Here is a 23,071-nt window from a genome sequence, read left to right on the forward strand (position 1 = left end):
CTTTCCACGGGATTGGGTGACAGCTGTGTGCAGGGTGGAAATACCGGGAAACTTGGAACCCGGCCAGGCCGAAGCCTGCCCACACACAGCCGCCATAACACAGAAAAGCGGGCACAAAAAAAGCGCCTGCAATCGTGATGGGGCGCTACGTGCGCCAAGTTTTTCAACGGGTTTCCACGCCCGACCATGGGATTGACCACGGATCGGCGAACCATACCGGGCATCGTCATTGCGTGCAACCGTGTGTGCGTAACCTGCCGGCCAGGCGCTATGAATCTGTTCCCACCAAAACCGAGGTGGGAACAGAGTGGGAACGCTAAACCCCCCGTAAATACTGGCTGTTCCCATCGTTCCCACTGTTCCCACCGTTTTTGAATTCACAGGAACATGTGTATGGAAGGGGGTCATAAGCTCAAAAAGCGAAGCACGATTGCACAGGAACCTGAAATCGGTGGGAACAGTGGGAACGGTGGGAACACCCAGCAACCACGCGGCTTGCAGCGTTCCCACCTGATAAAAAGAAGTGGGAACAGGTGGGAACACACACTCGTTTTTGAAGATAAGCACGCTTACGTCTATAAGCCCTGGTCAATAGGACATAACCTGTGGCTATGGGCGGCACTACGACCACTACTTTCCAAACGCTGAAAATGTGCCGGATTTGCCGTAATTCACACACGACACTCCGTAATTAGCGCACTCACCCACAACCTTATGCACAGGCTGCATGCCGTAGGACATATGTGGTGGTCCGCTTGGCCCGGCGTCCGTCCTGTTGGCTGATGGTGGAGGATCTGACGCGGCGAGTGAGCCCGGTATGCTCTTCGACGGTCAGTTCAATAGCCGGAGTGTTCATGGTACTGGCCTCCAACGTTATGCAGACCGGGTAAGCAAAGACGAAGAGAGAAGGTTGTTTCTAAGACGCCACACTAAGTGATCCCAATGGGCGTCCTTGGGCTGTAGGTATACAGGGTGGCCTGGCATCACAACTCCTTGAGTGATGGCAGCGGCTCCCTGCGGTTACCCGGGGTATTCCTTACGGATGATGAGCTGGGTCGCTGACGACTTTGACCAAGGGAACACTCGTTCCTGAGATGATCTCCTGCTCGATAAGCGTGGAAATTCTAATCTGTTTCTTGGAAATGCGCCCGTTGTCGTAAATAACGAATATTTCGCCGTTATCTCCAAAAGTAACAACAGGGTACGAAGCCTGATCCGAAGAATCCGGCTCAATAACGCGTTTGTACTGGAATGTAGCTCCGTCATCATCGGAAATCCCAACTGTCAGCGTCCGCCGCACAAGATCATTGTTCCAGCACAGTAGCAGGCGCCCCGAAGGCGTCCGGCCCAGCCATGCGCGAGACGACGAGATCGGTGCAACAACCGTGTAATCCTGCCATGGAGTCCACGTCCGCATTAGATCGCTACTGACCGAATACTGCATCTGTGACGAATTATCCTTCGACCTGAGCAGGGCCAGGACGCTCCCATCTGATTTTTGTACGAACTCCGTTTCGAAAAATCCGGTGTACTGGCCTTTATTGTTCGGTGGAAGTCGGGAGACATACTTGATCTTCTGATCGTGCCAATCCAACTCGTACATGTGCGGCCCTACATGATTCATGTAGAGAGGAGGATATTCAGCAGAGAACCGCCAGATATCCACCGCTATATACCACTTGTCATTAACTTTGACGGGGTGACGTGGAACCCCGTGGTAGGACAAGCGAAATGGCTCACCCCATACAGGAGACTTTGCATTCGGATTGTCGGAGATCACCGCCCATGAGCCGCCCACACCATCGTAACGTTTGTTGTTTCCTACGACGCCATAGAAGAGCCAAAGGCGTCCATCCGGATCGGTCCAGAGCATCGGATCGATGACTTGGTTACCTGGATAGCTGGGTGAATACGTCAAGTAGCCGTACTCTTTGACGCCCTCGCCACCGTTCTTTGAATAGGCCAGGACAACGAAGTTTCCAGGCCCCTCGTCGGCAGTGGCATTGTCTGCCCGCCATGCGGTCCAGTATCGGTCAGGCCCCGTCCTGGCAATGGTTGGCGTGGCTTGGTATTTGCGATTGGCCAAGAGGTAAGCAGGATCATCTGTGTTTCGCTCGATACGCGCTGGAGCGTCCACAAAGACCACTGGCGGCCGCTGTTCAGCGATGGAGGCGGTAGCAGAGTTTTGGCGTTTTGCCGTATCGCCCTCCGAGGCAAGCGAGTCATCTTTAGCTAAATACATCAAGGCGCTTTCGGAGGCCGGCAAGGAGCGGATCTCGGGGGATCCCTGACGATCTGTATGACCTGTGACGCCTTGGAGCACATTCGCGGTTTTGCGAGGCTCCGCATTCAGAACCCAGTGGTTGAGCTTCGTATCGAAGCGCGCATGCTCTTTGCCATCCATGATAATAGCTGAAGCATCCGATACCCCACTTGGCAAGGGGGCGATAAGCGGGGCATCCATCAATGCTTTTCCTTTTCTGTGATCAGATTGGCTTTTCGATACAACTTACCATCAACCGTCGACTTGATCCGTACGCGCAACAGGCGCTACGTGACGCAGAACACGTAGCGATATGGCTATGGCATCAATGCGTCGGACTGGTTCCGCAACTGACTACTGGGTAGGCAGCGTTGGAGGGGCGGAATGAAGGTGTTAGTCCGTGGTTGCCTTCATCTACGCCTTGTAGATCCGCCGCAGGCGGTCGACCTCCCCACCGCTGCGCCGCGCTCCTTCGCCGCCAGATACTTGTAGATAGCACCGAAGCCCCTGGAATCATGTCTATCACCAGAAACAGCATCAAGGCATACGCAAGCGTAGGCTGATTCAGTTGACGTGCTAAATGCTAAAGAGCACAGCGGCGGTCACAATGGGCAATGCCCTGCCATATCGACAGCCGAGCGCTTCGAAACAGCCTCGAAAAACAGGGCGCAGGGAATCCACAGAAATATACCCTACGGCCAAAGACGTGAGATAGCCAAGCACCCCGAACTGGCCTTGCAGGCAGGTTTGGCCCATGGATCAGGTATTGTACGAACCACCATCCTGCCGCAGAATGCGGGATTGCTTTTTAAGCTCCATCTACATGAGCCCCCTGTTTTCATCACTTATTCCGGCTGCTGATTTCGGATCTTCACAAGAGCGCTATACATGACCGCCACGCAAACATCACCCAGTCTATCGACGCAGTTAGAACCCACGTATCAGGCATCTAGTACAGCCTCTGTCACTCCGAAAAAAACCAGCTCTGAAGTTGAGTTGGACTTGGCCTACTATCGAGAAAGCTATCCTGATCTGGCGCACCTGGATGACGAAGCGCTGGAATATCACTGGCATCAGTTTGGCTCCCAGGAGCAGCGTTATGCATCCGCTGCCCATGCACAGAGAGAAACTGAACTGACGAATGCGTTGCTGGATACTCATGAGAGTACAGCCTCTTTGACGCCGAAAAAAACCATCGCTCAGGAAATTGAATTAGATCTGGCCTACTACCGGGCAAGCTATCATGATTTGGCGCATCTGGATGACGATGCGCTGGAGCATCATTGGCATCATTTCGGCTTCCACGAAAAACGTTATGCATCCGCCGCCCATGCAGAGAGAGAGGCGGAACTGGCGAATGCGTTGCTTGACAGTCATGACACAACATCAGTGGCTTCCAAATTTTCAAAATCGAACAGCGTCGAGCTGAAATTTTACCTGACGCTTTATCCTGACCTCGTACTTGCCAATATCACAACGCAAGCAATGGCGGATGCTCACTTCAAAAATTATGGTGAGGAGGAAGGCAGAGTTCCTTCGCTCTCAGAATGGGCGAAAAAACATAATCTTCCATCGAACCTAATTCCTGCTGGATTCTCACTCTCCGAGGTTATAACGCGTAATGCCGAGCGCGGGATGGAGGTGGAACCACAGGGCATTCTGGAGACCTTTCTCGGCTGGAATGTGGCGCCTATTGCTTTGGCAGAGACACCCGAAAAGACTCAAGCGGCCTTCTTTAAATTGGGCAAGTACTACCTTGCCCACGGGCAGCGAGTGCAAGGGCGTCATTTACTGGAGGCCGCCTTGAGCTTCGGGCCGCTGGCACAGGCTTTGGAACTACTGGGCAATACCTACCTGGACGAAGGGCACGTCAGCATTGCCTTGCATTATTACAATGCGACAGCCGCATTATCCAATGCGCTGAAGTGGACGGCCATCAACCGAGCCCGCTGCCTGACCAAACTCTACCGTCTTGATGAAGCCTTTGACGTTTTGGTCAGCGGTATTGCCAGTAACCCGAACTTCCGCCAGCAATACGATGAGCTGGAGCGGCTAGCTGAGCAGATGTGGAGCAGCCTTCATGCAGAACTGCTGGCGTGGGTAGATACTGGAAGTCGTGAGCACATGATCGAAAAGGCTCGTCTTTTCGCAACGCGACTTCACCAAGCGTACTTGCCCATGTTCGGTAGGGTCGCGCCAGAAGGAACGCGTCCGTCAAGCCCGAACGACGAGGTACTGCAGACTTTAACACTGCCTCCATTGGGCCATATCAATACCGATCGCATCTTGATTGTGGGTGACTTTCATATTCCTCAGTGTGAACGCTACCGCATCAACCAAAAGATTGAGCAACTGGAAGCTTTTGACAAAGAAGTCACCGCCATCAACTGGACGGAGCTTGAAAAGCACCAGAATGATTTGGCCGTTCACGACGTTGTGATCTTCTATCGCGTGCCGGCGGTGCCCAAGGTCATCAAGGCGATTGCCCAAGTCAATGCCACTGGCAAACTGAGCCTGTATGAAATCGACGATCTGTTGTTCGTTCCCGAATACCCACCGGCCATTGAGACCTATGGTGGCTATGTTTCTCTGGACACTTACCGAAACCTGACTCGCGGCATGGCGCTGTTCAATGCCGCTGCCCAGCTTTGCCGCCAAGGTATTGCCTCCACCGAGCCGTTGCGCGAGCAGTTGGCCGTGCTGGTGCAAGAGCAGCGCTGCTGGTTACACCGGAACGGTCTGGACCATCTCAATCAATTCCGTGTACAGAACAAATCTCAAAAACAGACCATCGATATTTTCTATGGCAGTGGGACCCAGGCCCATAACAGCGACTTTATCGAGCAGGCCCTGCCGGCCATCGAAAGAGTACTTGAGGAGGTCCCGCGGGCTCGCCTGGTGGTGGTGGGCTACTTGCGTCTGCCTCAAGCGTTCCTCACCCGATTTGCCAAACAGTACAGCCAGTTGCCTGCAGTAAAAAGCGTGCAAGGCTACTGGTCGTTGCTGGAGCAGGCGGACATCAATATTGCCGTTTTGCACGACGACCTGATCAATGCCTGTAAAAGTGAACTCAAGTGGTTCGAGGCTGCCTGCTTCGGTATCCCTTCGGTGCTTAGCAGTACTGCCAACTACCGTGATGTGGTGCGCGACGGCGAAGATGCATTCCTGGCAACCACTTCAGAGGAGTGGTACTCGTCTCTCAGACAGCTCGCGGGCAGCCAGGAACTTCGTCAGCGCATGGGCCAGGCGGCAATGCAGCGTGCCAAAGATGATTACAGTCTGCAGACGCTTGGCGGCAAGCTGATTGAGCAGCTTGAAAGTGCTACTGCCAGCGCGCAGCCACGCAAGCCAAAGCTGGCATTGGTCAACGTATTCTTCCCGCCGCAATCGATTGGTGGGGCGACGCGTGTCATCGCGGATAACTTTGCGGCGCTGCGTAAACACCACGCTGAAGAGCTTGATGTGTGTGTCTTCACGGCCGATGCCGAGCACCGCGCAGCCCACCAGATGACCGTCTATAACCATCAGGATTGCCGTGTTTATCAAGTGACAACCCTGTGGCGCGAGCACATGGACTGGCATCCAAGGGATCCGGAAATGTATCGCCTGTTCACAGAGTTTCTGGAGGTGGAACGGCCCGATGTTATCCACTTCCACTGTATCCAGCGCTTGACTGCCTCGATCGTGGAGGCAGCTAAAGATTTTGGCATTCCCTATATTGTCACCGCTCACGATGCCTGGTGGATCTCCGACTTCCAGTTCCTCGTTGACCATAACGATAAAGTCTACTCTCAAGGTCACCCGGACCCTTATCAGCTCATCGAACTGGCACCCAACATGACACTGGCGGACTCGATTGAGCGCCGTCGGGATTTGAAAGAGCTTTTGAACAGTGCTGAAAAACGTTTAACCGTATCCAATGCATTTGCTGATATCTACCGCGCCAACGGCATCAGTGATATTGACGTCACCCCCAATGGTATCTCTGAATACTTACCGTGGAGCCCCAAAGATACCAGCCATACCGAGAACGTCGTGTGTGGCCATATTGGCAGCATGTCTGAACACAAAGGGTATTATCTGCTTAAGGAAGCCGTGCTGGAGTCTCAACCGAAAAACCTGGAATTCCTCATCGTGGACCACTCCAAGGATGAAGGGTACGAGCATCGCTCATTCTGGGGCAAAGTGCCGGTCAAGTTTATCGGGCGCGTCGATCAGGACAAAATTGTGGACTTGTACCGTCAAATTGATGTGCTGTTTGCACCTTCTATCTGGCCCGAAAGCTTCGGTCTCGTTACGAGAGAGGCTGTCGCGTGTGGCTGCTGGGTAGTGGCCAGCAATCTGGGGGGCATAGGCGAGGATATCGTCAACCATGAAAATGGGTATGTGATCGAGCCGACTGAAGACATGCTGATAAAAGCATTGAACTTCATCAATCTGTCACCCGAAAAGCACAAGGGCTCTTCCACCACCGCCGTTAAAAGAACAGCCACAGAGCAGACTGAAACGCTGAAAGGCTTATACCTGGAAATGACAGACAAGATTCTTGAACCAAGAACCTAAATATGACCCTATTAAATCAGTCATCCATGACTATTCAACGGTAACCCTGCCAGCAACGCTCCATATACAGCCTTGAGCTGATCCCTGAGGCTGGCGCCTGAAATTTTCAGGCGCCAGCCTCTCATGATACGTCCTGACGTTAACGTCGAAATTTTCTATCTCTCCCTCAACCCCGTCGACTTCCGTAAATCTATTAGTGGCCTTGCCGCTCTGGCTGAATTGTACTGCTTGGTTAAAACCGTCAAGACCGATGGCCGGGACCCTTATGTCTGACTTTGCCATGTTCGGGAGCGCTTGCCTCAAGCTAAATCCGTGGAAGGTTTGAAGCCTTGCTGCCCAGGAATTGCTTGCCGCAGATGCCACGGTGACGATATGCCCATCTTGTGAAGAGTCGGGTTTATATCGCCGTCCCCCTTACCTATGGGAAAGGTGTTTCACTCAGTTTTCGCCGCCGCACGCAAAAAACTGCCAAACCTGCTTGATAATTAGATGATTGGTGGTATTTTTGTAGCGATCTAACAGGATTTTATCAGTTCAGGCGACTAAGTGAATTCATGTCAATACAACCACCGGCCATGTCCGCTTAGTTTTTACATCGGGCCACCGTGTAAAGTAAGGGATTACCGAAGGACTTTAGATGATTTAATTCAGAAGCGATGCCGACCGATTTCTACAGTTTTTTCATCGCTGAAAAACTCGACGTATTTACACTGCTTGCTTACAATAATTCGTTATAGAATCATCTACAAGACCTTTAAACTCAAGCATAAATAGGTGAATTAGTTGCCATCCACAACGTTTGAATATTCTGCTTTCGATGTAAAATTTCATGTCATGGCTGAGAACTCCCCTACCGTAAGTTTCGATGGAGGAGCGACTTGGCTGGAACCGATCACAGTCACTTCCGAGAGCCATATTTTCTCTGTTCCTGAGACGTACTCTCTCGTGGCGGACAGCATACTGGTTACTGAAACTAACGGGCAGACGACGTGTATTGATCCGCCGATGGATTTTGACATCGACCGTTCGCATAACATCCACTACCTTAACGAAAAAGTCTTCAATTTCCGTACTCGGGTTTCTGACAAGACGGTGTTCTACCATTATCTACGTTCCCTCTTGCTCTCGATGGATAGAAGTAGCAAGTTTTTTTGTGGCGTTATTTCCGTGCTCGCTTTTCGTGTGGGTGAACACCCGGAAGGCCGGGCTGAAGTAGGGCGTGAACTCATTCGCATTCGGAGCGAATTAATTGCCTCCAAACCCGCAGCCCCCTTGGACCCCGTTACGCTGCGTTGGTGGGTGTCTTCGGGTACAAATATAATCCCGTTGGCAGAATTCTACGGGCTTCGCGACAGTGCGTTCGATATTGCGAAGGATCTTTATGACATGCGCGACGAAAGTGCCAAAGCTCATATTGTCTATTGGAATATAGCTTCGGCCATGCTGCTTTATGCCTTTTATCTCTATGGAAAAGGCTGCAATGGAGAAGCTTCTGATGCTTTCCTGAATACGTTCATACTCTGCCGTCGCGGTCTTTCTGATATTTTCAGCTTTCAAAACAAAAGCATTTTAAGCCAATACCCGGACTGCACTGCATTGGTAGAAATCGGGCGCAATGCCTTCGCCGCTCATGCTGCTCTGAACGAACGAAAATTTTCACCTGGCACGACGGCGGAGTACCCGGTCGATCTAGCAGGGTATTACATCGATTTCATCGGTGCTGTACGTCGGCATGACAAGGGCCTTCCTCCTAGACTGGGGTATTTCATTCAGCTTAAGGATCGCTTAAACAAAACGAAGAATGATTATTTTCAATAATTGATTCTGACGCTACGTTCTGTGCCTACTCTCCGAACTGAATTGACGTCCTGTCCATCACCGCACCAGGGTTTTGTTGCGGTGGCAGGACGTCATGCATAAGCCTTATGTCCATTCGTTTAGCTGTTTCAACCAGGCTATATAAGCGAGCGCTGGCCCCTTGGACGTGAAGAAAAATACCCGGTTGTTTTTACTCATAACAAACGGCCTTATCGCATTTTCGGCGGTATTGATGAGGCCGGGGATGGCAAAGGTCAAAACCATCAAGCAGACGGTTCAGTTCCTGCACGGCCACCTTTGTCTTCAGCTCGATCAGGGGACAAGCCATTGATGGGTTTTCGGAAGTCCACCGGTTGGGGGGCAGATAGACTTTTTCGACTTTGGCGTCGGAATGCATCATGGGCTGCTGGCTCCTGAAAGGTGTCGGGAGTTCAGCCTTGGGGATCAGGTCCGGACTTGGAGTGTGGGTTCGTGAGGCGATTACGATCAAGAGCAGGAAACCGCAAACGGATACTCCAACAAGCCGAAACGCTTTGTAAGGCGTTGGGAGCTGTGTACTCAGAACAGGCTCTGTTATCTGGTAATTAAATAGGGCATTGAGTACAATTCCCCACTATGAAAATTGATGCCCGAAACCACAGTCCTTTAGAGCAGCACGAAAAATGTGCTACGGTCCTGTGCATACTTGAGGCGGATAAATACATTATAAAATACCACCTTTTAAAAGATGAAACAGGCGTACGGGTTGTTAAAGCGTTAGTTACTTAAAATTATTCAGGTCCCTATATATGATTATTGGTCCATCTCATGTAGTTCGCTGGCAAAGGCTCAAGTCATTTTTCAATATAAATGATCAATTATATGGGCATGGCACCTTGCCGATCTGGCATGAGAAAGTTGAGCAACTGTCACAGGCGGCACACCCGTTCATTATGGTGGGTGACTTCAGGTTTGGAAATGCTTATCACGTCACAAATAACGTTAAAGATATTTTTTCGATAAAAAAAGAATTTTTTAATCTGGAAATAGACAAGGTCTCATTTGAAAAGTCAATCCAAGGCTTGGAAAAGCTTAATCGGCATGACATAAGGTTGGTTTTTTGGTGTTTGTTTATAAGGGAATATAAAAATATAAATAATAATAAGTACATGGTTGATGGCTCTTATAAACACCCTGTCTGGAACCTTCGCTATCTCGAAGATAGATTCAAAAACGCTATAAAGCTGTCTGTTTTGCTTGATCAAGATTTAGATTTTCTATTTATGGATGCAAGCAATCACCCCTCTACTTTCGGATTTTTTTTCTTGAAGAAGCTATACCAGGGAAAATCTCCGGTGGAAGCTTTTCATGATACATTAACTTTAAAAAAATCATTCTTTAAAATATTCAAATATTTTAGAGGTGAAAAGCTTGTAGTTTCCGGGACGAATAATTCATTTAAGCTTATAAATAAATATGTCAGCTTGGGGATTTTTGAACCGCGCGTGATTGAGGGGGTTGAATTACGCCACGCTGAGGAGGCTATATTTGCATCACACAGATATTGCGATAATCTACTGTACTTTGCAGGTGAAGAGAACGCAAAGATTAACAGTGATCAATTATCTCATTTTGATAATTCTCCATACAAAAGAAAGGTTCTTGTAGTAAAAAAATCAGATAAGACATATTTTTATGAGTCTTTTTCTAAGGAAAAGCCAATATTAAAGTTTGTAATGACGCATGATGTTGAAGATGAAGAAGTGGCTGGCGATATTTATAATTTGATTGGGTTGTCTCAAGTTATGTATGTGGCACTTTCTATCATGTTCAAGGATGGTAATATGATGGATAATCCATATTGTGTATTAAAAAATCTTGTTTCAAAAATTTGATAAAAATATTTTTGTGGGGACAAGCTGACACACGTTTCTTTTGATTTTTTGCACAATCCTCTGCTGGCTGGGTAAGCTTACGGAAGAGAGAAAGCAAGCGCCCTCAGGACACGTACAAGACGGACTGGATGGGGTACACCATCAGGGTTCAAGGGTAAGCGCGCGATAACCCCCATCTTTGCAGGGAGGGATTTATCGCGCGCTTACGGTCAAACAGGCCACCTTAATATCCAGCTCGACCAAGGCAGTCAGACCAACGATGGATTTTCAGACGTTCACCGGTTTGGGGAAGAGATAGCCTTTTTCGGCTTTGGCCTCGAAACGCACCATGAGCGGCTGACTACAGATGTCGGCCTCGCGCTGGCGTTTGCAATGCGTGGGCTTTTCGCTCACCTTGCCCGTGCTGGCAGCGCCGGCGATACATTAAATCGAGAGCGCAGCCTTTCGATGGCGGATCACGTCATCCGCTTTTGCTCCATGAATCCTCTGGAGCTCGGCTGCTGCCAGTTTTGCGCTGCTGAAGTTGGACTCATGGATCAGGATGTCCAGGTATTCCCTCATCAGCCCGAAATCGTTTGGAAACTTTTGAAGTGCCGAAAGACAGGTGATCCGCGCCAAGTCGGTATCCCCGCCCAGCCGGGAATACTTAACTGCACGCACATAGGCAAGCGATGGCAGTTTCTCGCCGAAGATTGACATGGCAAAAAACCACCGAGCCGCGGCCTGCTGTGGCGTACCTAGCTTTTCGGCGATCTCGCAAAAATTTTGCAGCGATGAGAAACGCTTGTTCGATTCGTAGACTTTGAAGGCTTGAGAGCTGGCCTTATCGATGCTCTTGTTTTTGATCTGCCACGTGCCCAAGGCCAGCTTAAGTGCGTCCCAGTAGGCAAAGATTTTATGCCGATGACGCCGGAATTCTTGCCGTGTCGCATTGACCTCATCCTTGCCCCCAATAATCAATCGAATAAGGTAGCTCGGGATCATTTCGGCTTTTCTTAGCGCTTCGCTCACATTATGCCCACAGAACGGCATGCGCAATCTGTACACCTTCTTCAGATACCGCTCATACTCGAGGTAGTGGTTGTAGTCGTTTGGAAAAAACGGGTCATACGCGATAACGAACTCAGTATCCTGACTTGCATTCTTTTCGATGTCGTCGCGGATAAACGTGATGTCGTCTGCAAAGATCTTATAGCCGGAATCGAAGCTTATTCTCGCAGGATCGATTGAAGATTGTGGACAGATTGCCAAGACCTTCGAAGGGCGAAGCAGCGCCGATGTGTGAATCGCACCATATGCCCCCATGGACTGGCCGTAGGCTACGACCTCCGAATATTGATCCGCGATCAGGCGTACCTCAGCCATCATTACCTCGATGTCGTCATACTGGTACCAATGGTTCCCCTGAGGAACCACATGGATGGCATCCAGTCCAGCCGCCCGGAGCGTTTCACGGCTCTGCCCCTTGCGCGGCACGTCCATAGCATTCGTAAGTTGCAAAGGGTAAAACGCAACAACCAACTGTTCTGACCGAGCATCCGACGCGCAGCAGTAGAGCGCGACGAGATTGTCCGACTCATAAATGATCTCGTCAGACTCGGGGAAATCTAGGGGTATCGAGGTGCTTCGCACGTTAGTTTTTCTCCTTTGGTATCCGGCAGTATATAAGCGCCCAAGGCCGGCTCCCGAACGCGTTCGAGAGCTCAGCATCGTCGATCAGCTCAGGGGGAATGTGTAGTGACTGCGGAGTTTGCGAAGCAAAGACATCAATAAAGTTGACAGCCGATTCGATGTGATCTTGATCGGCTGTCGGTTTTGCAAGAGGTAGGCAGTTCGAATATCAGGCTATTTCAGCCTATCCCCTAACGACGAAACGTTTGATGAAAATTCAATTTCATTCTGTTGGCACCAGTGTTCCCATTCTTTTACTTCTGACCAGTCACTCAGAAACACAAAGTCCAGACCTGCAGCGGTCGAGGCCTGATGATCGTATTTGCTGTCGCCAATAAACAGAGCAGGCGATACGATGTTTCCATTGCTCTTCTCGCGAGCCAGTATCTCGTCCTTGGTGTCCGGGCTGCCAAAAATACCACCGTCGAACAGCGATGCCAGTTGACGTTCTGCAAACAGGCTACGCAGCTCGGCCTGGTCGCCGCCGGAAATGATCAGCCAGCGAACACCCGGTGTTTTTTCACGCAGCTGCTGTAAACCCGAGGCCACTTCACAATTGAGCAGCCCCTCCTGCACACAGGCTGCGTAGCGGCTGAGCAGATGATCAAGTGTCACATCCTCCAAGGGCGCCGGTACCATGTGCTCAAGGAAGTAACTGAATTTCTTGTACCGGGACACCCCGCCATTGGCGACGTGATAGTCGGCCAAGGCCTGGGCCGCCTGCTCACCATAAGGCAGTGCCGCCTGAAAGAAAGCCTGGGTTTTGACCTCGTTGGAGTTCAACAACACACCATCACAATCGAAGACCATCGTTGAATAATGATCAATGCTTAACAAGGGTTGAGTCATAGTTTAACCAACCCTTTTTCCAGCAGGCACTCAGCGATAACAAAGTCATCAGGCCAGTCAACATCATGGCTTATCAAATTATCCAGAGAAAAAAGATAAGGCTGATTACCGATTCGATCATCAAGCTCTTTATAGACCGTCGAAGGGGCGATAAACACACCACTGTTCACTTCGTGCACAGGCTTCAATGTCTGCGTGCGCGGCCATTTTTCCACATTTCGGTCATAATTCATCGCCTTTCCGTCCTGCCAAAGAAAACTATGAATTATGGTGGTGGTCATCAGGGAATCATGGCCCTCTTCAAGCTTTTCCTTGTAGGCTTTTACGATATCGTTGTAGTGCGTTGCCGTGATAAATGGCGAGGTGACGTGTGTCCAGAGAATATGCCCCTCCGGGATCAGGTCAAACGCGTGCGCGACCAGTTTATCCGTACTGGTTTCACTACTGGACAACTCGGCACTTCGCTTATGCAGCTGAATTTTTTCACTGCCAAGAGAATGAGCGTATTCCAGAATCACATCATCGTCGGTACTTAATACAATCTTGTCAATTTGCTCAGCATCAAGCAACTGCTTCAGCTTTATCTCAACCAGCCCGAATTCAATACCTGCAAAGGGCTTGATATTCTTGTTGGGAATGCGCTGACTGCCTTTTCGGCAAGGCAGAAAGCAGGTGATTTTATCTATACTCATTCTAAAGGCCCATAAACACTTTGGGAGTTGATGTCGTACCGGGTAGAGGTGATGCAAAGCAGCGGCGTCGCATTCGGCGTCTCTTGATAAAGCTTGAGAAGCTTATTGGTTTCGTAGTTTCGTGGGTCCTCCCCTGGGTACCCATCAAAACCCGCCATCAATATGCGTTTTGCCTTGCCGCTGGTGGCCACCGCCAGCGCATACGCGACAACCAGGGATGTCGGGATCGTGCAATGTGTGCGCTCGAATGCGAACTCATCGAGCTGAACGTTCAGGCCAAAATCCAGCACTGATTTGTTGGCCAGCGCATTTTGTACATCCAGAGGCAGCATGGAATAGGGCGTGATCAATGGCTGAGGCAAGTTGATGTGCGCCTCACAGTCAGCCAGCAGGCGCACGGGGTGACATGCCACACGCACATCAATCATTTCAGCAGCAATTGCGCTTTGAGTATTCAACGCCATCACCAAGGGTTTGTGTTGGCGAATATATTCTTCAAGCGCTTCCCGGTGTTTGGCAACGCCAGGGCCTGTGCCCAGCAGCAGTACATCACGCTCGGCAAACAGAGTGTCGGGCGCCCACAACCCATTAGGGTTGCCACTGAAAAAGAGGCGTGCGGCTTCCAGGGTATTGGGGCTGTAGCTTTTTCCGCCTTCATTGCGAAGATATTCGATTACCGCGAATATATCTTCCTCTCCATAACGGGAGTCACTGAGCATTTCCTGAATATAGGTGGGGTGGATGCCATATTTACCCGCTTGGTAGTAGTATGGGTTAGTGCCCCAGCCATACTTGGTTTGCATGGGCTTGAAATGCTCACGCAGCAAGGTCATCAGAGGAATCAGGTTGTTGGGCTTGCCACGACGCGAGGCTATTTCTATTGCCAGCTCTTCGGTGCGGGCGTTACCAGGGCCTCGTCCCATGCCCGTGACAGTGGAGTCGACCCAGGTCACGCCTTCATCCAATGCACGTAATGTATTGGATAGCGCCAGGCCGAGGTTATCGTGGGTGTGAATGCCCAGTGCGCCTTTCCATTCGCTGCGTAACCATCCAATGATCTGCGCCGCCTGGGCCGGCGGCATGCTGCCCAGGCTATCGGCAAAGTACAGCGCATCCAGTGGGTACTCGGTCGCGATTTTAGCCAGGGCCTTGATTTCATCTTCCGTGCGGTTCGCTACTTGCATCAGGTTGAAACCGACCTGATAGCCACGCTTTTTCAACCAGGTGGCTGCTGGCAATGCTTTGGCAAACTCATGAACATGGCAGGCGACTCGCACCAGATCAACCGGTGATTCACTTGCTGGGGCCGGGAACAAACGCTCCAGCGCTTGTTCACACGGAATGCTCCCTACCAATTCACTGCCATTGACCATGACCGCGATGGTCAACGATGACGGCAATTCCAATGTCCTGAGAAACGCATCGGTGGTGTAGGCGCAGGCCCCATTGAAGGTACTGTTTTTCAGCGAGCGAAGCCCTAACTCTACAATATCAATGCCGGCAGCCTGCATCGCCACCAAGTATTGTTTTATTAGAGATTCAGAGAAATCCCATGCATTGTAGTAGCCGCCATCTCTGAGAGTGCAGTCAAGATGCTTCATATCGACCTATCTTTTGGGGGGGAGGGGAAGCGAGGTTTCGCTTCATCAAGGCGCAAATAGTTGAGGGGTGTGATACGGCAGGATTCACCAGTCATATGCGGCGATCCGACAAGAAAATGCACATAAGGTGGTCGTAGATAGAGCGTACCAGGCCCTGTTCTACATTCACTGGCTGCACGGTGACTTAACCAGCCCATGACCAGTTCGCGAGTACTTTCCACGGTTGAGAATATAGACCCGCGTAGGGTGAGGCCGAATACCGTGCTTCATGTGAAGACAAGGTGATCGATGCCGAAGCGAGATACGCAATTTCACTGCGGTTTCGGCAGATGTTGGTGGCGGCGCGACGTTGAATTGCCAGTGACTGCCAACAGACACGGGCTTGTCTTGGTGCAGACAGAAAGGACGGAATGTCAGTGCGTATCGAATGAACATTCGGCCTCGTGGACACCTCGGTTCCAAATGCCCGATTGAAGTCATCACAGAGGTGATGGGCATGCATCATGCTGCTCCTACTTCAATTCAGTAACACGTTGCATTCAGCCCTTGCAACCGCCACCAGTAATCTTCTTGATCTCACAGGAATATAGCCCTTGATCTGCACTCGCGTCTAGGAAAAATCCTGACATGGGCAGACATGGAACGATTCGGCACAACTATCGGGATAAAGCTAAATCCTGCTATTTCAAGGCGGTGGGTAGGGTGGTTAATGTCTAACTAAGCTGAGGCGCTGATCGAGTTAAAACGGAGCGCCGCCTTAAACAGCACGCTCCGCTTTTCCAGACCGATCAGTCAAAAAGATCGGCATCCTTCAATGCCACGCCCAACTGGTCCTTGCCGGACAACTGCGGCGTGCAATCGAGCGGCCATTCGATCCCGATGTCGGGATCATTCCAGGCAATGCAGCGCTCGCTTTGTGTCGAATAGAAATCGGTGGTCTTGTACAGGAACTCAGCCGTGTCGCTCAGGGTAATGAACCCATGCGCAAAGCCTGGCGGAATCCACAACTGATTGTTGTTCTGCGCCGACAACACGGCACCGACCCATTGGCCAAAGGTCGGCGAAGAACGGCGGATATCCACGGCCACATCGAACACTTCACCCTGCACCACACGCACCAGCTTGCCTTGCGCGTTTGGGTCCAGTTGATAGTGCAGACCACGCAGCACGCCCTTCACCGAACGCGAGTGATTATCCTGGACAAACTCAGGCTCAAGGCCGGTGGCCTCTTTAAAAGCACGTGCATTGAAGCTTTCGTAGAAAAAGCCACGCTCGTCACCGAATACCTTGGGGGTAAACAGCACGACTTCAGGTATGGCTAATGGAGTTGCTTGCATCAAAACACCTTTTCTTTGAGCAGGTTCTTCAGGTACTGGCCATAGCCGTTCTTGAGCAGCGGCTGAGCAAGGCGCTCCACTTGCTCGGCATCGATCCAGCCGGCACGGAAGCAGATCTCTTCAGGGCAGGCGATCTTCAGGCCCTGACGGCGCTCCATCGTGGCGATGTACTGACCGGCATCGAGCAGGCTGTCGTGGGTGCCGGTGTCGAGCCAGGCATAACCGCGGCCCATGATCTCGACGTTCAGCTGTTTTTGCTCGAGGTACAGGATATTCAGGTCGGTAATTTCCAGCTCGCCGCGTGGCGATGGCTTCAAATCACGGGCCAGATCAACCACCTGATTGTCATAGAAATACAGGCCGGTCACGGCATAACTGGATTTCGGGACCTTGGGTTTCTCTTCCAGCGACAGTACGCGGCCGCTGTCATCGAACTCGGCGACGCCATAACGCTCAGGGTCATTGACGTGGTAAGCAAATACCGAGGCACCAGACTCACGCTTGTCGGCATTGAGCAGCAGCGACTGGAAGTCATGGCCGTAAAAAATGTTGTCGCCCAGTACCAGTGCCGACGGATCGTTGCCGATGAAGTCGGCACCGATGGTGAAAGCCTGTGCCAGACCATCCGGAGTCGGTTGCACGGCGTAGGACAGATTCAGGCCCCACTGGTTGCCATCGCCCAGCAGTTGCTCGAAGCGCGGCGTGTCTTGCGGCGTAGAGATGATCAGGATGTCGCGAATACCGGCCAGCAGCAGGGTGCTGAGCGGGTAGTAGATCATCGGCTTGTCGTACACCGGCAGCAGTTGCTTGGAGACGGCCAGGGTGGCTGGGTGCAGGCGAGTACCGGAGCCGCCAGCCAGAATGATTCCTTTACGAGCCATTGAGAGAGTCCTTATTGCTGGGTTTCGTCCAGCATGCGTTGCACGCCCTGTTGCCAGAGCGGCATCTTCAGTTGAAAAGCGGTTTCGAGTTTACCTAATGCCAGGCGCGAATTGCGCGGGCGCGGGGCTGGCACCGGGTATTGTTCCGTTGTAATTGCACCGACTTGATCGGGAGCCACTTTCAACACCACACCATTGCGCTCGGCGTGCTCCAGCACAAAACGGGCAAAGCCGTGCCAGGACGTCTCGCCAGCCGCAGCGAGATGATAGACACCGGCCAGTGCTTGCGCGTTCTGGGTTGCGAAAATCTGCCGCAGGATGTGGGTTGTTACATCGGCAATCAACTCGGCGCCGGTCGGCGCGCCGAACTGGTCGGCGACCACATTGAGCGTGTCGCGCTCCTTGGCCAGACGCAGCATGGTCTTGGCAAAGTTATGACCGCGTGCGGCATAGACCCAGCTTGTACGCAGCACGACAGCTTTAGCACCGCTTGCTTCGATCGCCTGCTCGCCGGCCAGTTTGCTGCGGCCATAAGAGGACAAAGGACCCGTCGGCGCATCGGCTTCCCAACGCTGTTCGCCACTGCCATCAAATACGTAATCGGTGGAGTAATGCACCAGCCAGGCGCCCAAGGCGGCAGCTTCGCGGGCCAGCACACCGGGTGCCTGGCCATTGATCAAGTCTGCGAGGTCAGTTTCGGTCTCGGCCTTGTCGACAGCAGTGTAGGCCGCCGCGTTGATGATTACGTCTGGAACCACTTGGCGAACGGTCGCCGCCAGGCCTTCCAGGTCGGCCAGATCGCCACACAGGCCATCGGCACCCTGACGGTCCAGAGCAATCACTTCGCCCAGCGGGGCGAGGGCGCGCTGCAGTTCCCAGCCCACCTGGCCGTTTTTGCCGAGCAAGAGGATTTTCACGCCGGCGTTACCTCGTATTGCTTCTGAACCCAGTCGCGGTAGCTGCCGTCCATGACGCCAGTGACCCATTCCTGGTTAGCCAGATACCACTCGACTGTCTTGCGAATACCGGTGTCGAAGGTTTCAGCCGGCTTCCAGCCCAGCTCGCGCTCGATCTTGCGTGCATCGATGGCATAGCGACGGTCGTGTCCCGGGCGATCGGTAACGTAAGTGATCAACTCTGCATAACCTTGCACCGGCTCGCCGGTCTTCTGGTTGATCACCTTACGGTCGGCGGCCGGGGCCAGCTCATCGAGCAGGGCGCACAGCGTCTGCACAATCTCGATATTGGCCTTCTCGTTCCAGCCACCGATGTTGTAGGTCTCGCCCAACGTGCCAGCTTCCAGCACGCGACGGATACCCGAGCAGTGGTCTTCAACATACAGCCAGTCGCGGATCTGCTGGCCATCGCCATACACCGGCAGTGCTTTACCGGCCAGTGCGTTGACGATCATCAGCGGGATCAACTTCTCCGGGAAGTGGAACGGACCGTAGTTGTTCGAGCAGTTGGTTGTCAGTACCGGCATGCCGTAGGTGTGGTGGTAAGAACGCACCAAGTGATCGCTGGCCGCCTTGCTTGCCGAGTAAGGGCTGTTTGGCGCGTACGGCGTGGTTTCGGTGAACGCCGGATCGGTCGCGCTGAGCGTGCCGTAAACCTCGTCAGTGGACACGTGCAGGAAGCGAAATGCCGCTTTATCTTCGCCTTGCAGACCATTCCAGTGCGCACGAGCGGCTTCCAGCAAGCGGAAGGTGCCCATCACGTTGGTTTCAACGAACGCTTCTGGACCTGTAATGGAGCGGTCGACGTGCGATTCGGCAGCGAAATGCACGACAGCACGTGGCTTGTGCTCGGCGAACAGCTTGGTCAACAGCTCGGCATCGCCAATATTGCCTTGCACGAAGTGGTGCTGCGCGTTGCCTTCCAGCGATTGCAGGTTGGCCAGGTTGCCTGCGTAGGTCAGGGCATCGAGGTTGATGACCGGCTCACCGTTGCGAGCGCACCACTGGAGAACGAAGTTTGAGCCGATGAAGCCGGCTCCGCCTGTGACTAGGATCATTGGAGGTCTCTGGATTGCGATACAGGAAGTTTTTTCATACGGCGCTTCAAGGCGCATAGGCGGTGGGTAGTGTTCACTGTCATAAAAACGGTACCCTTCCGATACAGCTAATAAGCTTGCCCCATTTCTTGATTGTGTACTCGTCCAGAGACGATCCCGTTTCTTTGACGGCGGGAAACCCTAATGCCTTCCATTTATCGGCAGGGTGCAAGATATGCAAGGTGGTCAGACCTAAATCGCCGGGGAGTTGACAGTCAGCGACAACGTTATCGCCAACATGAATATAGCGGGTGACTTGATCGCGCTGAAGCTCGGACTTTATCATGTGCCACATTGTGCCGTTGTCTTTGCGCTTCTGCTCCTCGCTGGAAACGAGCAGACGATAAGGCGCTGAAACACCCGCTTTTTTCAAGATAAGGCCAATCTGGTCTCGTGTGTAATACGTGTCGGAAATCACCAAAAGGGTATGCTCCAGGCTACCCAGGTTGTTGAACATATCGACCATTTCATCTTTGGCGCACAACCCGTCAAGGTCCAGCTCAAACTCACGCTGCATCAAGCGTTGAGCGTCATCTTCCGGGAGCTTTAACTGCACGCCAATCTCGGTATAGATAGCACGGATGCCGACATCACCTTGAAAGCCTGAGCGCTTACGGAGTTGAAACTCGACATCGTTACGAAGCGCCACAAAATCGTGAGGCGACTCGAACAGCTTTCGTTCTACAAGCTCTTTGCCAAGAAGAAGCTTGGCATAGTCCGCAAAGGTGTGTTCCCGGCGTACCAAGGTATCGAACACATCGAAACTGATGGTTTCAAAGTTTCTGAGTTGCGTTTGTATGTTCTCCATGCTGTTGACATAGCTGGAAACGGTGTAGCTTTGGTCTGTGGTGAATTGTCCAGACGGCGGATAGTAAAAAAACTGTTTGTAGCCATTATGCTCGGCCAGTAACCCGATCATTCTCTCCAGGGCATGCAGCATGGACCCGTCATTCGGAAGGGGCTCTGCAGGAAAGAAATCATAGTCGTACTGACGGTCGATAATACCTTTCAGGGCTTCAGGTCTGGCCCAAAACATGCCACCGGCAGGGTAGCTTAAAAAGCCATCGTGTTCGTCCATGCCAAGATCCTGTTGCCAGGTCTTCATGAACCCTTTGTTCATGGTGATGTGGTTAACCCATGAAGGCATCATCCAGAACGTGGTCGGGTAATACACACCCAGGTCGGGGTTCTTCTGAAAAGCGTTTACGACCCGGGTCACGACGGATTCATCGCGTATCAGGTATTCCGTCAGGTAGTCCGACCATTGCGTTTGTTCTCGGCCAGAATACAGGGACTTTTTAGAATGCAGGTGGCAAAACAGATCGTAGCGTTGTAACTGCTCTGCGAACTCAACCAGCAAAGGTCCAAAATTTCTTCCGCGGTTAGGGACACAGCGGATTTCAACACGCTTCACACGCGGGTGCTTACTGAATACCTCATTGGCGCGTGTTTCATGCTCCGTATTGGCCAGCGTGATGAACACATCGATGTCAACAGGAAAGGTGCTCAATGCCTGTGAAAAGCGATCAATGTAGTCTTCATAGAAAATATGCAGGCAAACAGCAATGTTCAGGTTGTTCGCATCTGGCAACAGTTCGTCAGTGATCGTGAGCGTTGTCTTGGGATGCCATCGTCTGATAGCAGGTGGGCATGGCCGGCCTTCCTCCTTGCCTGTCATGAGGTAGTGATAAAGCGGACTCATCTGCAAGTGGTAAACGTCAAAGTTCAGACGGTGATAGGTTTCACTGTCAAATAACAATGAGGGGTTAACAGGCGAAAATCTTGATTTGAAAAGATAGTCGCTGAACGCAGGCTTGGCGTCCACGAACGACTTTCCATACGTCTCGTTGTACCAGTCCTTGTCAAATAACCCGAGGTCCAGCGCTGTAGACAGAACTTCATTGATATTTGCAGGGTCTTTGGGTGCTGAATAAAGCCCCGACGTGCCAGGAAGCTGTTTTGACTGACCGTATGTTTGAGTGTAGTGCTTAAATGGATTAAGGCCTTGCACGTCAATGTCAGGATGACGCCTGCGATAATCAGAAAGCGAAAAATCTTTCCGTGTGTAGCGGTCCTCACGATGCCCGTGCATGACGAAATGGATGAACGGGTGCATTTTTGTTTCGCGAACATCGGCATGGTGTTGCCAGTAAAACACGGTATGGAAGCATGGGTGCGGTTCAAAACCGGTTTTCCATCCTTCCATCAGATAGTGTTCGATCAGGTTCTTAAATTTTATCGACTTGCCACTGAGCTGGGCACGATAAAATTTTTTGTCAAATACCCCTATTTTTTCGATATAGGTAATTATTTCTTGCAGGTCTTTATTTATAATAGGTTCTTTGACTTTCATATAAGGTGCCGACCAGGTTAATAAGTGAGGACGAGGCGTTATAGGCCAAATAATGTGGTCGGGTTAAGTACGCCGTTTCCTGAAAAGTCATCGTCAATGTCAAATATATGAAAAACCTCTCGTGGGATCGCGCTAGGGATCAGCGCAAAACCCGCATAAAGCGCTTCAATATCCTCGACACTGTACTCAATGTTCAAGCGAAACCCCTCTTCAACACCATCGATAGCCCCTTGCATGATGGCATCCAGATCTTGACGGTAACGCTGAGGAGCCGCCATACGACCATAAAAGAAATCAAGCACACCGCTTGTTGTGAGCCGGATATCAATCACTTGTCCGTGAGGGGCGGTCATCAACGTTTCTAACAACAAAGAGCGCTCAAGCATCAAGTAGCCTTCAGACCACTTTATATTTTCCTTGAACACACCGCGCAGGTGGGCGACCTGATTTCCCACCTGAGCATCGCCGGCTTCGTTGGCAATAAAGTAAAGGCCGGATGTATCCCTCTCGATCATGCGTGTAATCAGTTTTTGTATGGTGCCAGCATACCCAAGGTCCAGCATCAGTGGATGAGGTCCTTGCAGCAGCCCCTCACGTTCAAAGTAAGTGGAAACCGCCGTACGTGTGGGGGTTACGTAGGTTTTAAGGCGCTCATTATGTGGCGACATCCACTGAATAAATGTGTCTTTGTCATCCGGGAGAGACACGTCAAGGTTCAGCAGTTCTGCAGGCAACCACTCGAAGGCTTCGTGCTGCTGAATGCCAAAGCGCTTCATCAGAAGGTTTAAAATCGAACCCTCAAAAATGCTGTTCAGCGCTGCGTCCCAGACGTAGGGGTTCCCTAACTGGCTTCTGAACAATAAGGTTCTCGAAACCTTCAAGTACAGAGGCGCGTGCTGCAACTGGATAAGATGGCGATCCTGCAGGTGGGTTAATAGTTTAAAGAAAACCCAGCCTTCACGGGCAAGACAGACCGTACGGTATTCATTGGGGGACTCGATGATTCGGCGTACGTAATGGTTGAAGATGGGCGAAAAGAAGCTATATCCAAATTCGTATAGCGCCCTATGAGAGTTCTTCATGCCACATTTCGCCCGTGATAAAAGGTTGATTGCT

The 23,071-nt window shown here is 51.5% G+C and carries 15 protein-coding genes; 3 read left to right on the forward strand and 12 right to left on the reverse strand.

The annotated features are described in order from the left end of the window. Positions 1–1,036 precede the first annotated feature (1,036 nt). A complete protein-coding gene (locus ACYAS9_RS08840) occupies positions 1,037–2,464 on the reverse strand; it encodes a sialidase family protein (protein ID WP_463567926.1) in 1,428 nt (475 codons plus the stop codon). A 687-nt stretch (positions 2,465–3,151) separates the two neighbouring features. On the opposite strand from ACYAS9_RS08840, the gene ACYAS9_RS08845 reads away from it, so the two are divergent. Together ACYAS9_RS08845 and ACYAS9_RS08850 are read left to right on the forward strand one after the other, a co-directional pair. After that, positions 3,152–6,826 (forward strand): glycosyltransferase, encoded by a 3,675-nt coding sequence (locus tag ACYAS9_RS08845; RefSeq protein WP_463567927.1) that lies wholly within the window; start codon positions 3,152–3,154, stop codon positions 6,824–6,826. 834 nt (positions 6,827–7,660) lie between these two features. Beyond that, positions 7,661–8,644, forward strand: coding sequence for a hypothetical protein (locus ACYAS9_RS08850; RefSeq protein ID WP_463567928.1), 984 nt, complete (start codon positions 7,661–7,663; stop codon positions 8,642–8,644). 190 nt (positions 8,645–8,834) lie between these two features. On the opposite strand, the gene ACYAS9_RS08855 is transcribed toward ACYAS9_RS08850, so the two are convergent. Next, on the reverse strand, positions 8,835–9,044 hold the full coding sequence (locus ACYAS9_RS08855; protein ID WP_463567929.1) for a hypothetical protein: 210 nt from the start codon (positions 9,042–9,044) through the stop codon (positions 8,835–8,837). A 388-nt stretch (positions 9,045–9,432) separates the two neighbouring features. Here ACYAS9_RS08855 and ACYAS9_RS08860 point away from each other — a divergent pair, with 388 nt between their 5' ends. Then, complete coding sequence (locus ACYAS9_RS08860) at positions 9,433–10,518, forward strand: hypothetical protein (RefSeq protein WP_463567930.1); 1,086 nt, start codon at positions 9,433–9,435, stop codon at positions 10,516–10,518. A 423-nt stretch (positions 10,519–10,941) separates the two neighbouring features. On the opposite strand, the gene ACYAS9_RS08865 is transcribed toward ACYAS9_RS08860, so the two are convergent. The 10 genes from ACYAS9_RS08865 to ACYAS9_RS08910 form a co-directional block, all read right to left on the reverse strand. Further along, entirely contained in the window at positions 10,942–12,150 is a 1,209-nt protein-coding gene (locus ACYAS9_RS08865; protein WP_463567931.1) for an alpha/beta hydrolase, read from the reverse strand. Between the two features lie 213 nt (positions 12,151–12,363). Then, the gene (locus tag ACYAS9_RS08870) at positions 12,364–13,038 is read right to left on the reverse strand and encodes an HAD family hydrolase (protein WP_463567932.1); all 675 of its coding nucleotides are present in this window, start codon (positions 13,036–13,038) and stop codon (positions 12,364–12,366) included. Continuing rightward, on the reverse strand, positions 13,035–13,730 hold the full coding sequence (locus ACYAS9_RS08875) for an acylneuraminate cytidylyltransferase family protein (protein ID WP_463567933.1): 696 nt from the start codon (positions 13,728–13,730) through the stop codon (positions 13,035–13,037). The genes ACYAS9_RS08870 and ACYAS9_RS08875 overlap by 4 nt, the downstream gene beginning before the upstream one ends. Beyond that, positions 13,727–15,331 carry an aldolase catalytic domain-containing protein gene (locus tag ACYAS9_RS08880; RefSeq protein WP_463567934.1) on the reverse strand — a complete coding sequence of 535 codons (1,605 nt, stop codon included), beginning with the start codon at positions 15,329–15,331 and terminating at the stop codon, positions 13,727–13,729. Before ACYAS9_RS08880 ends, ACYAS9_RS08875 begins: the two co-directional genes overlap by 4 nt. 788 nt (positions 15,332–16,119) lie before the next feature. Continuing rightward, entirely contained in the window at positions 16,120–16,668 is a 549-nt protein-coding gene (gene rfbC, locus ACYAS9_RS08885; RefSeq protein ID WP_463567935.1) for a dTDP-4-dehydrorhamnose 3,5-epimerase, read from the reverse strand. Further along, on the reverse strand, positions 16,668–17,549 hold the full coding sequence (gene rfbA / locus ACYAS9_RS08890) for a glucose-1-phosphate thymidylyltransferase RfbA (RefSeq protein ID WP_463567936.1): 882 nt from the start codon (positions 17,547–17,549) through the stop codon (positions 16,668–16,670). The genes rfbC and rfbA overlap by 1 nt, the downstream gene beginning before the upstream one ends. Before the next feature lie 11 nt (positions 17,550–17,560). Next, positions 17,561–18,466 carry a dTDP-4-dehydrorhamnose reductase gene (rfbD, locus tag ACYAS9_RS08895; protein WP_463567937.1) on the reverse strand — a complete coding sequence of 302 codons (906 nt, stop codon included), beginning with the start codon at positions 18,464–18,466 and terminating at the stop codon, positions 17,561–17,563. Continuing rightward, positions 18,463–19,563 carry a dTDP-glucose 4,6-dehydratase gene (rfbB, locus tag ACYAS9_RS08900; RefSeq protein ID WP_463567938.1) on the reverse strand — a complete coding sequence of 367 codons (1,101 nt, stop codon included), beginning with the start codon at positions 19,561–19,563 and terminating at the stop codon, positions 18,463–18,465. The genes rfbD and rfbB overlap by 4 nt, the downstream gene beginning before the upstream one ends. 79 nt (positions 19,564–19,642) lie before the next feature. After that, entirely contained in the window at positions 19,643–21,955 is a 2,313-nt protein-coding gene (locus ACYAS9_RS08905) for a rhamnan synthesis F family protein (RefSeq protein ID WP_463567939.1), read from the reverse strand. 38 nt (positions 21,956–21,993) lie between these two features. Beyond that, the gene (locus ACYAS9_RS08910) at positions 21,994–23,037 is read right to left on the reverse strand and encodes an HAD family hydrolase (protein WP_463567940.1); all 1,044 of its coding nucleotides are present in this window, start codon (positions 23,035–23,037) and stop codon (positions 21,994–21,996) included. Between the last annotated feature and the right edge of the window lie 34 nt (positions 23,038–23,071).

Source organism: Pseudomonas sp. HP_08 (genome assembly GCF_055284095.1).

Excerpts from the sequence above, each read along its gene's own strand:
- rfbA (WP_463567936.1), bottom strand. The coding sequence starts at position 17,549 with ATGGCTCGTAAAGGAATCATTCTGGCTGGCGGCTCCGGTACTCGCCTG.
- ACYAS9_RS08860 (WP_463567930.1), top strand. The coding sequence starts at position 9,433 with ATGATTATTGGTCCATCTCATGTAGTTCGCTGGCAAAGGCTCAAGTCA.
- ACYAS9_RS08840 (WP_463567926.1), bottom strand. The coding sequence starts at position 2,464 with ATGGATGCCCCGCTTATCGCCCCCTTGCCAAGTGGGGTATCGGATGCT.
- ACYAS9_RS08905 (WP_463567939.1), bottom strand. The coding sequence starts at position 21,955 with ATGAAAGTCAAAGAACCTATTATAAATAAAGACCTGCAAGAAATAATT.
- ACYAS9_RS08870 (WP_463567932.1), bottom strand. The coding sequence starts at position 13,038 with ATGACTCAACCCTTGTTAAGCATTGATCATTATTCAACGATGGTCTTC.
- ACYAS9_RS08910 (WP_463567940.1), bottom strand. The coding sequence starts at position 23,037 with ATGAAGAACTCTCATAGGGCGCTATACGAATTTGGATATAGCTTCTTT.
- ACYAS9_RS08855 (WP_463567929.1), bottom strand. The coding sequence starts at position 9,044 with ATGATGCATTCCGACGCCAAAGTCGAAAAAGTCTATCTGCCCCCCAAC.
- ACYAS9_RS08880 (WP_463567934.1), bottom strand. The coding sequence starts at position 15,331 with ATGAAGCATCTTGACTGCACTCTCAGAGATGGCGGCTACTACAATGCA.
- rfbB (WP_463567938.1), bottom strand. The coding sequence starts at position 19,563 with ATGATCCTAGTCACAGGCGGAGCCGGCTTCATCGGCTCAAACTTCGTT.
- ACYAS9_RS08845 (WP_463567927.1), top strand. The coding sequence starts at position 3,152 with ATGACCGCCACGCAAACATCACCCAGTCTATCGACGCAGTTAGAACCC.
- ACYAS9_RS08850 (WP_463567928.1), top strand. The coding sequence starts at position 7,661 with ATGGCTGAGAACTCCCCTACCGTAAGTTTCGATGGAGGAGCGACTTGG.
- rfbC (WP_463567935.1), bottom strand. The coding sequence starts at position 16,668 with ATGCAAGCAACTCCATTAGCCATACCTGAAGTCGTGCTGTTTACCCCC.
- ACYAS9_RS08875 (WP_463567933.1), bottom strand. The coding sequence starts at position 13,730 with ATGAGTATAGATAAAATCACCTGCTTTCTGCCTTGCCGAAAAGGCAGT.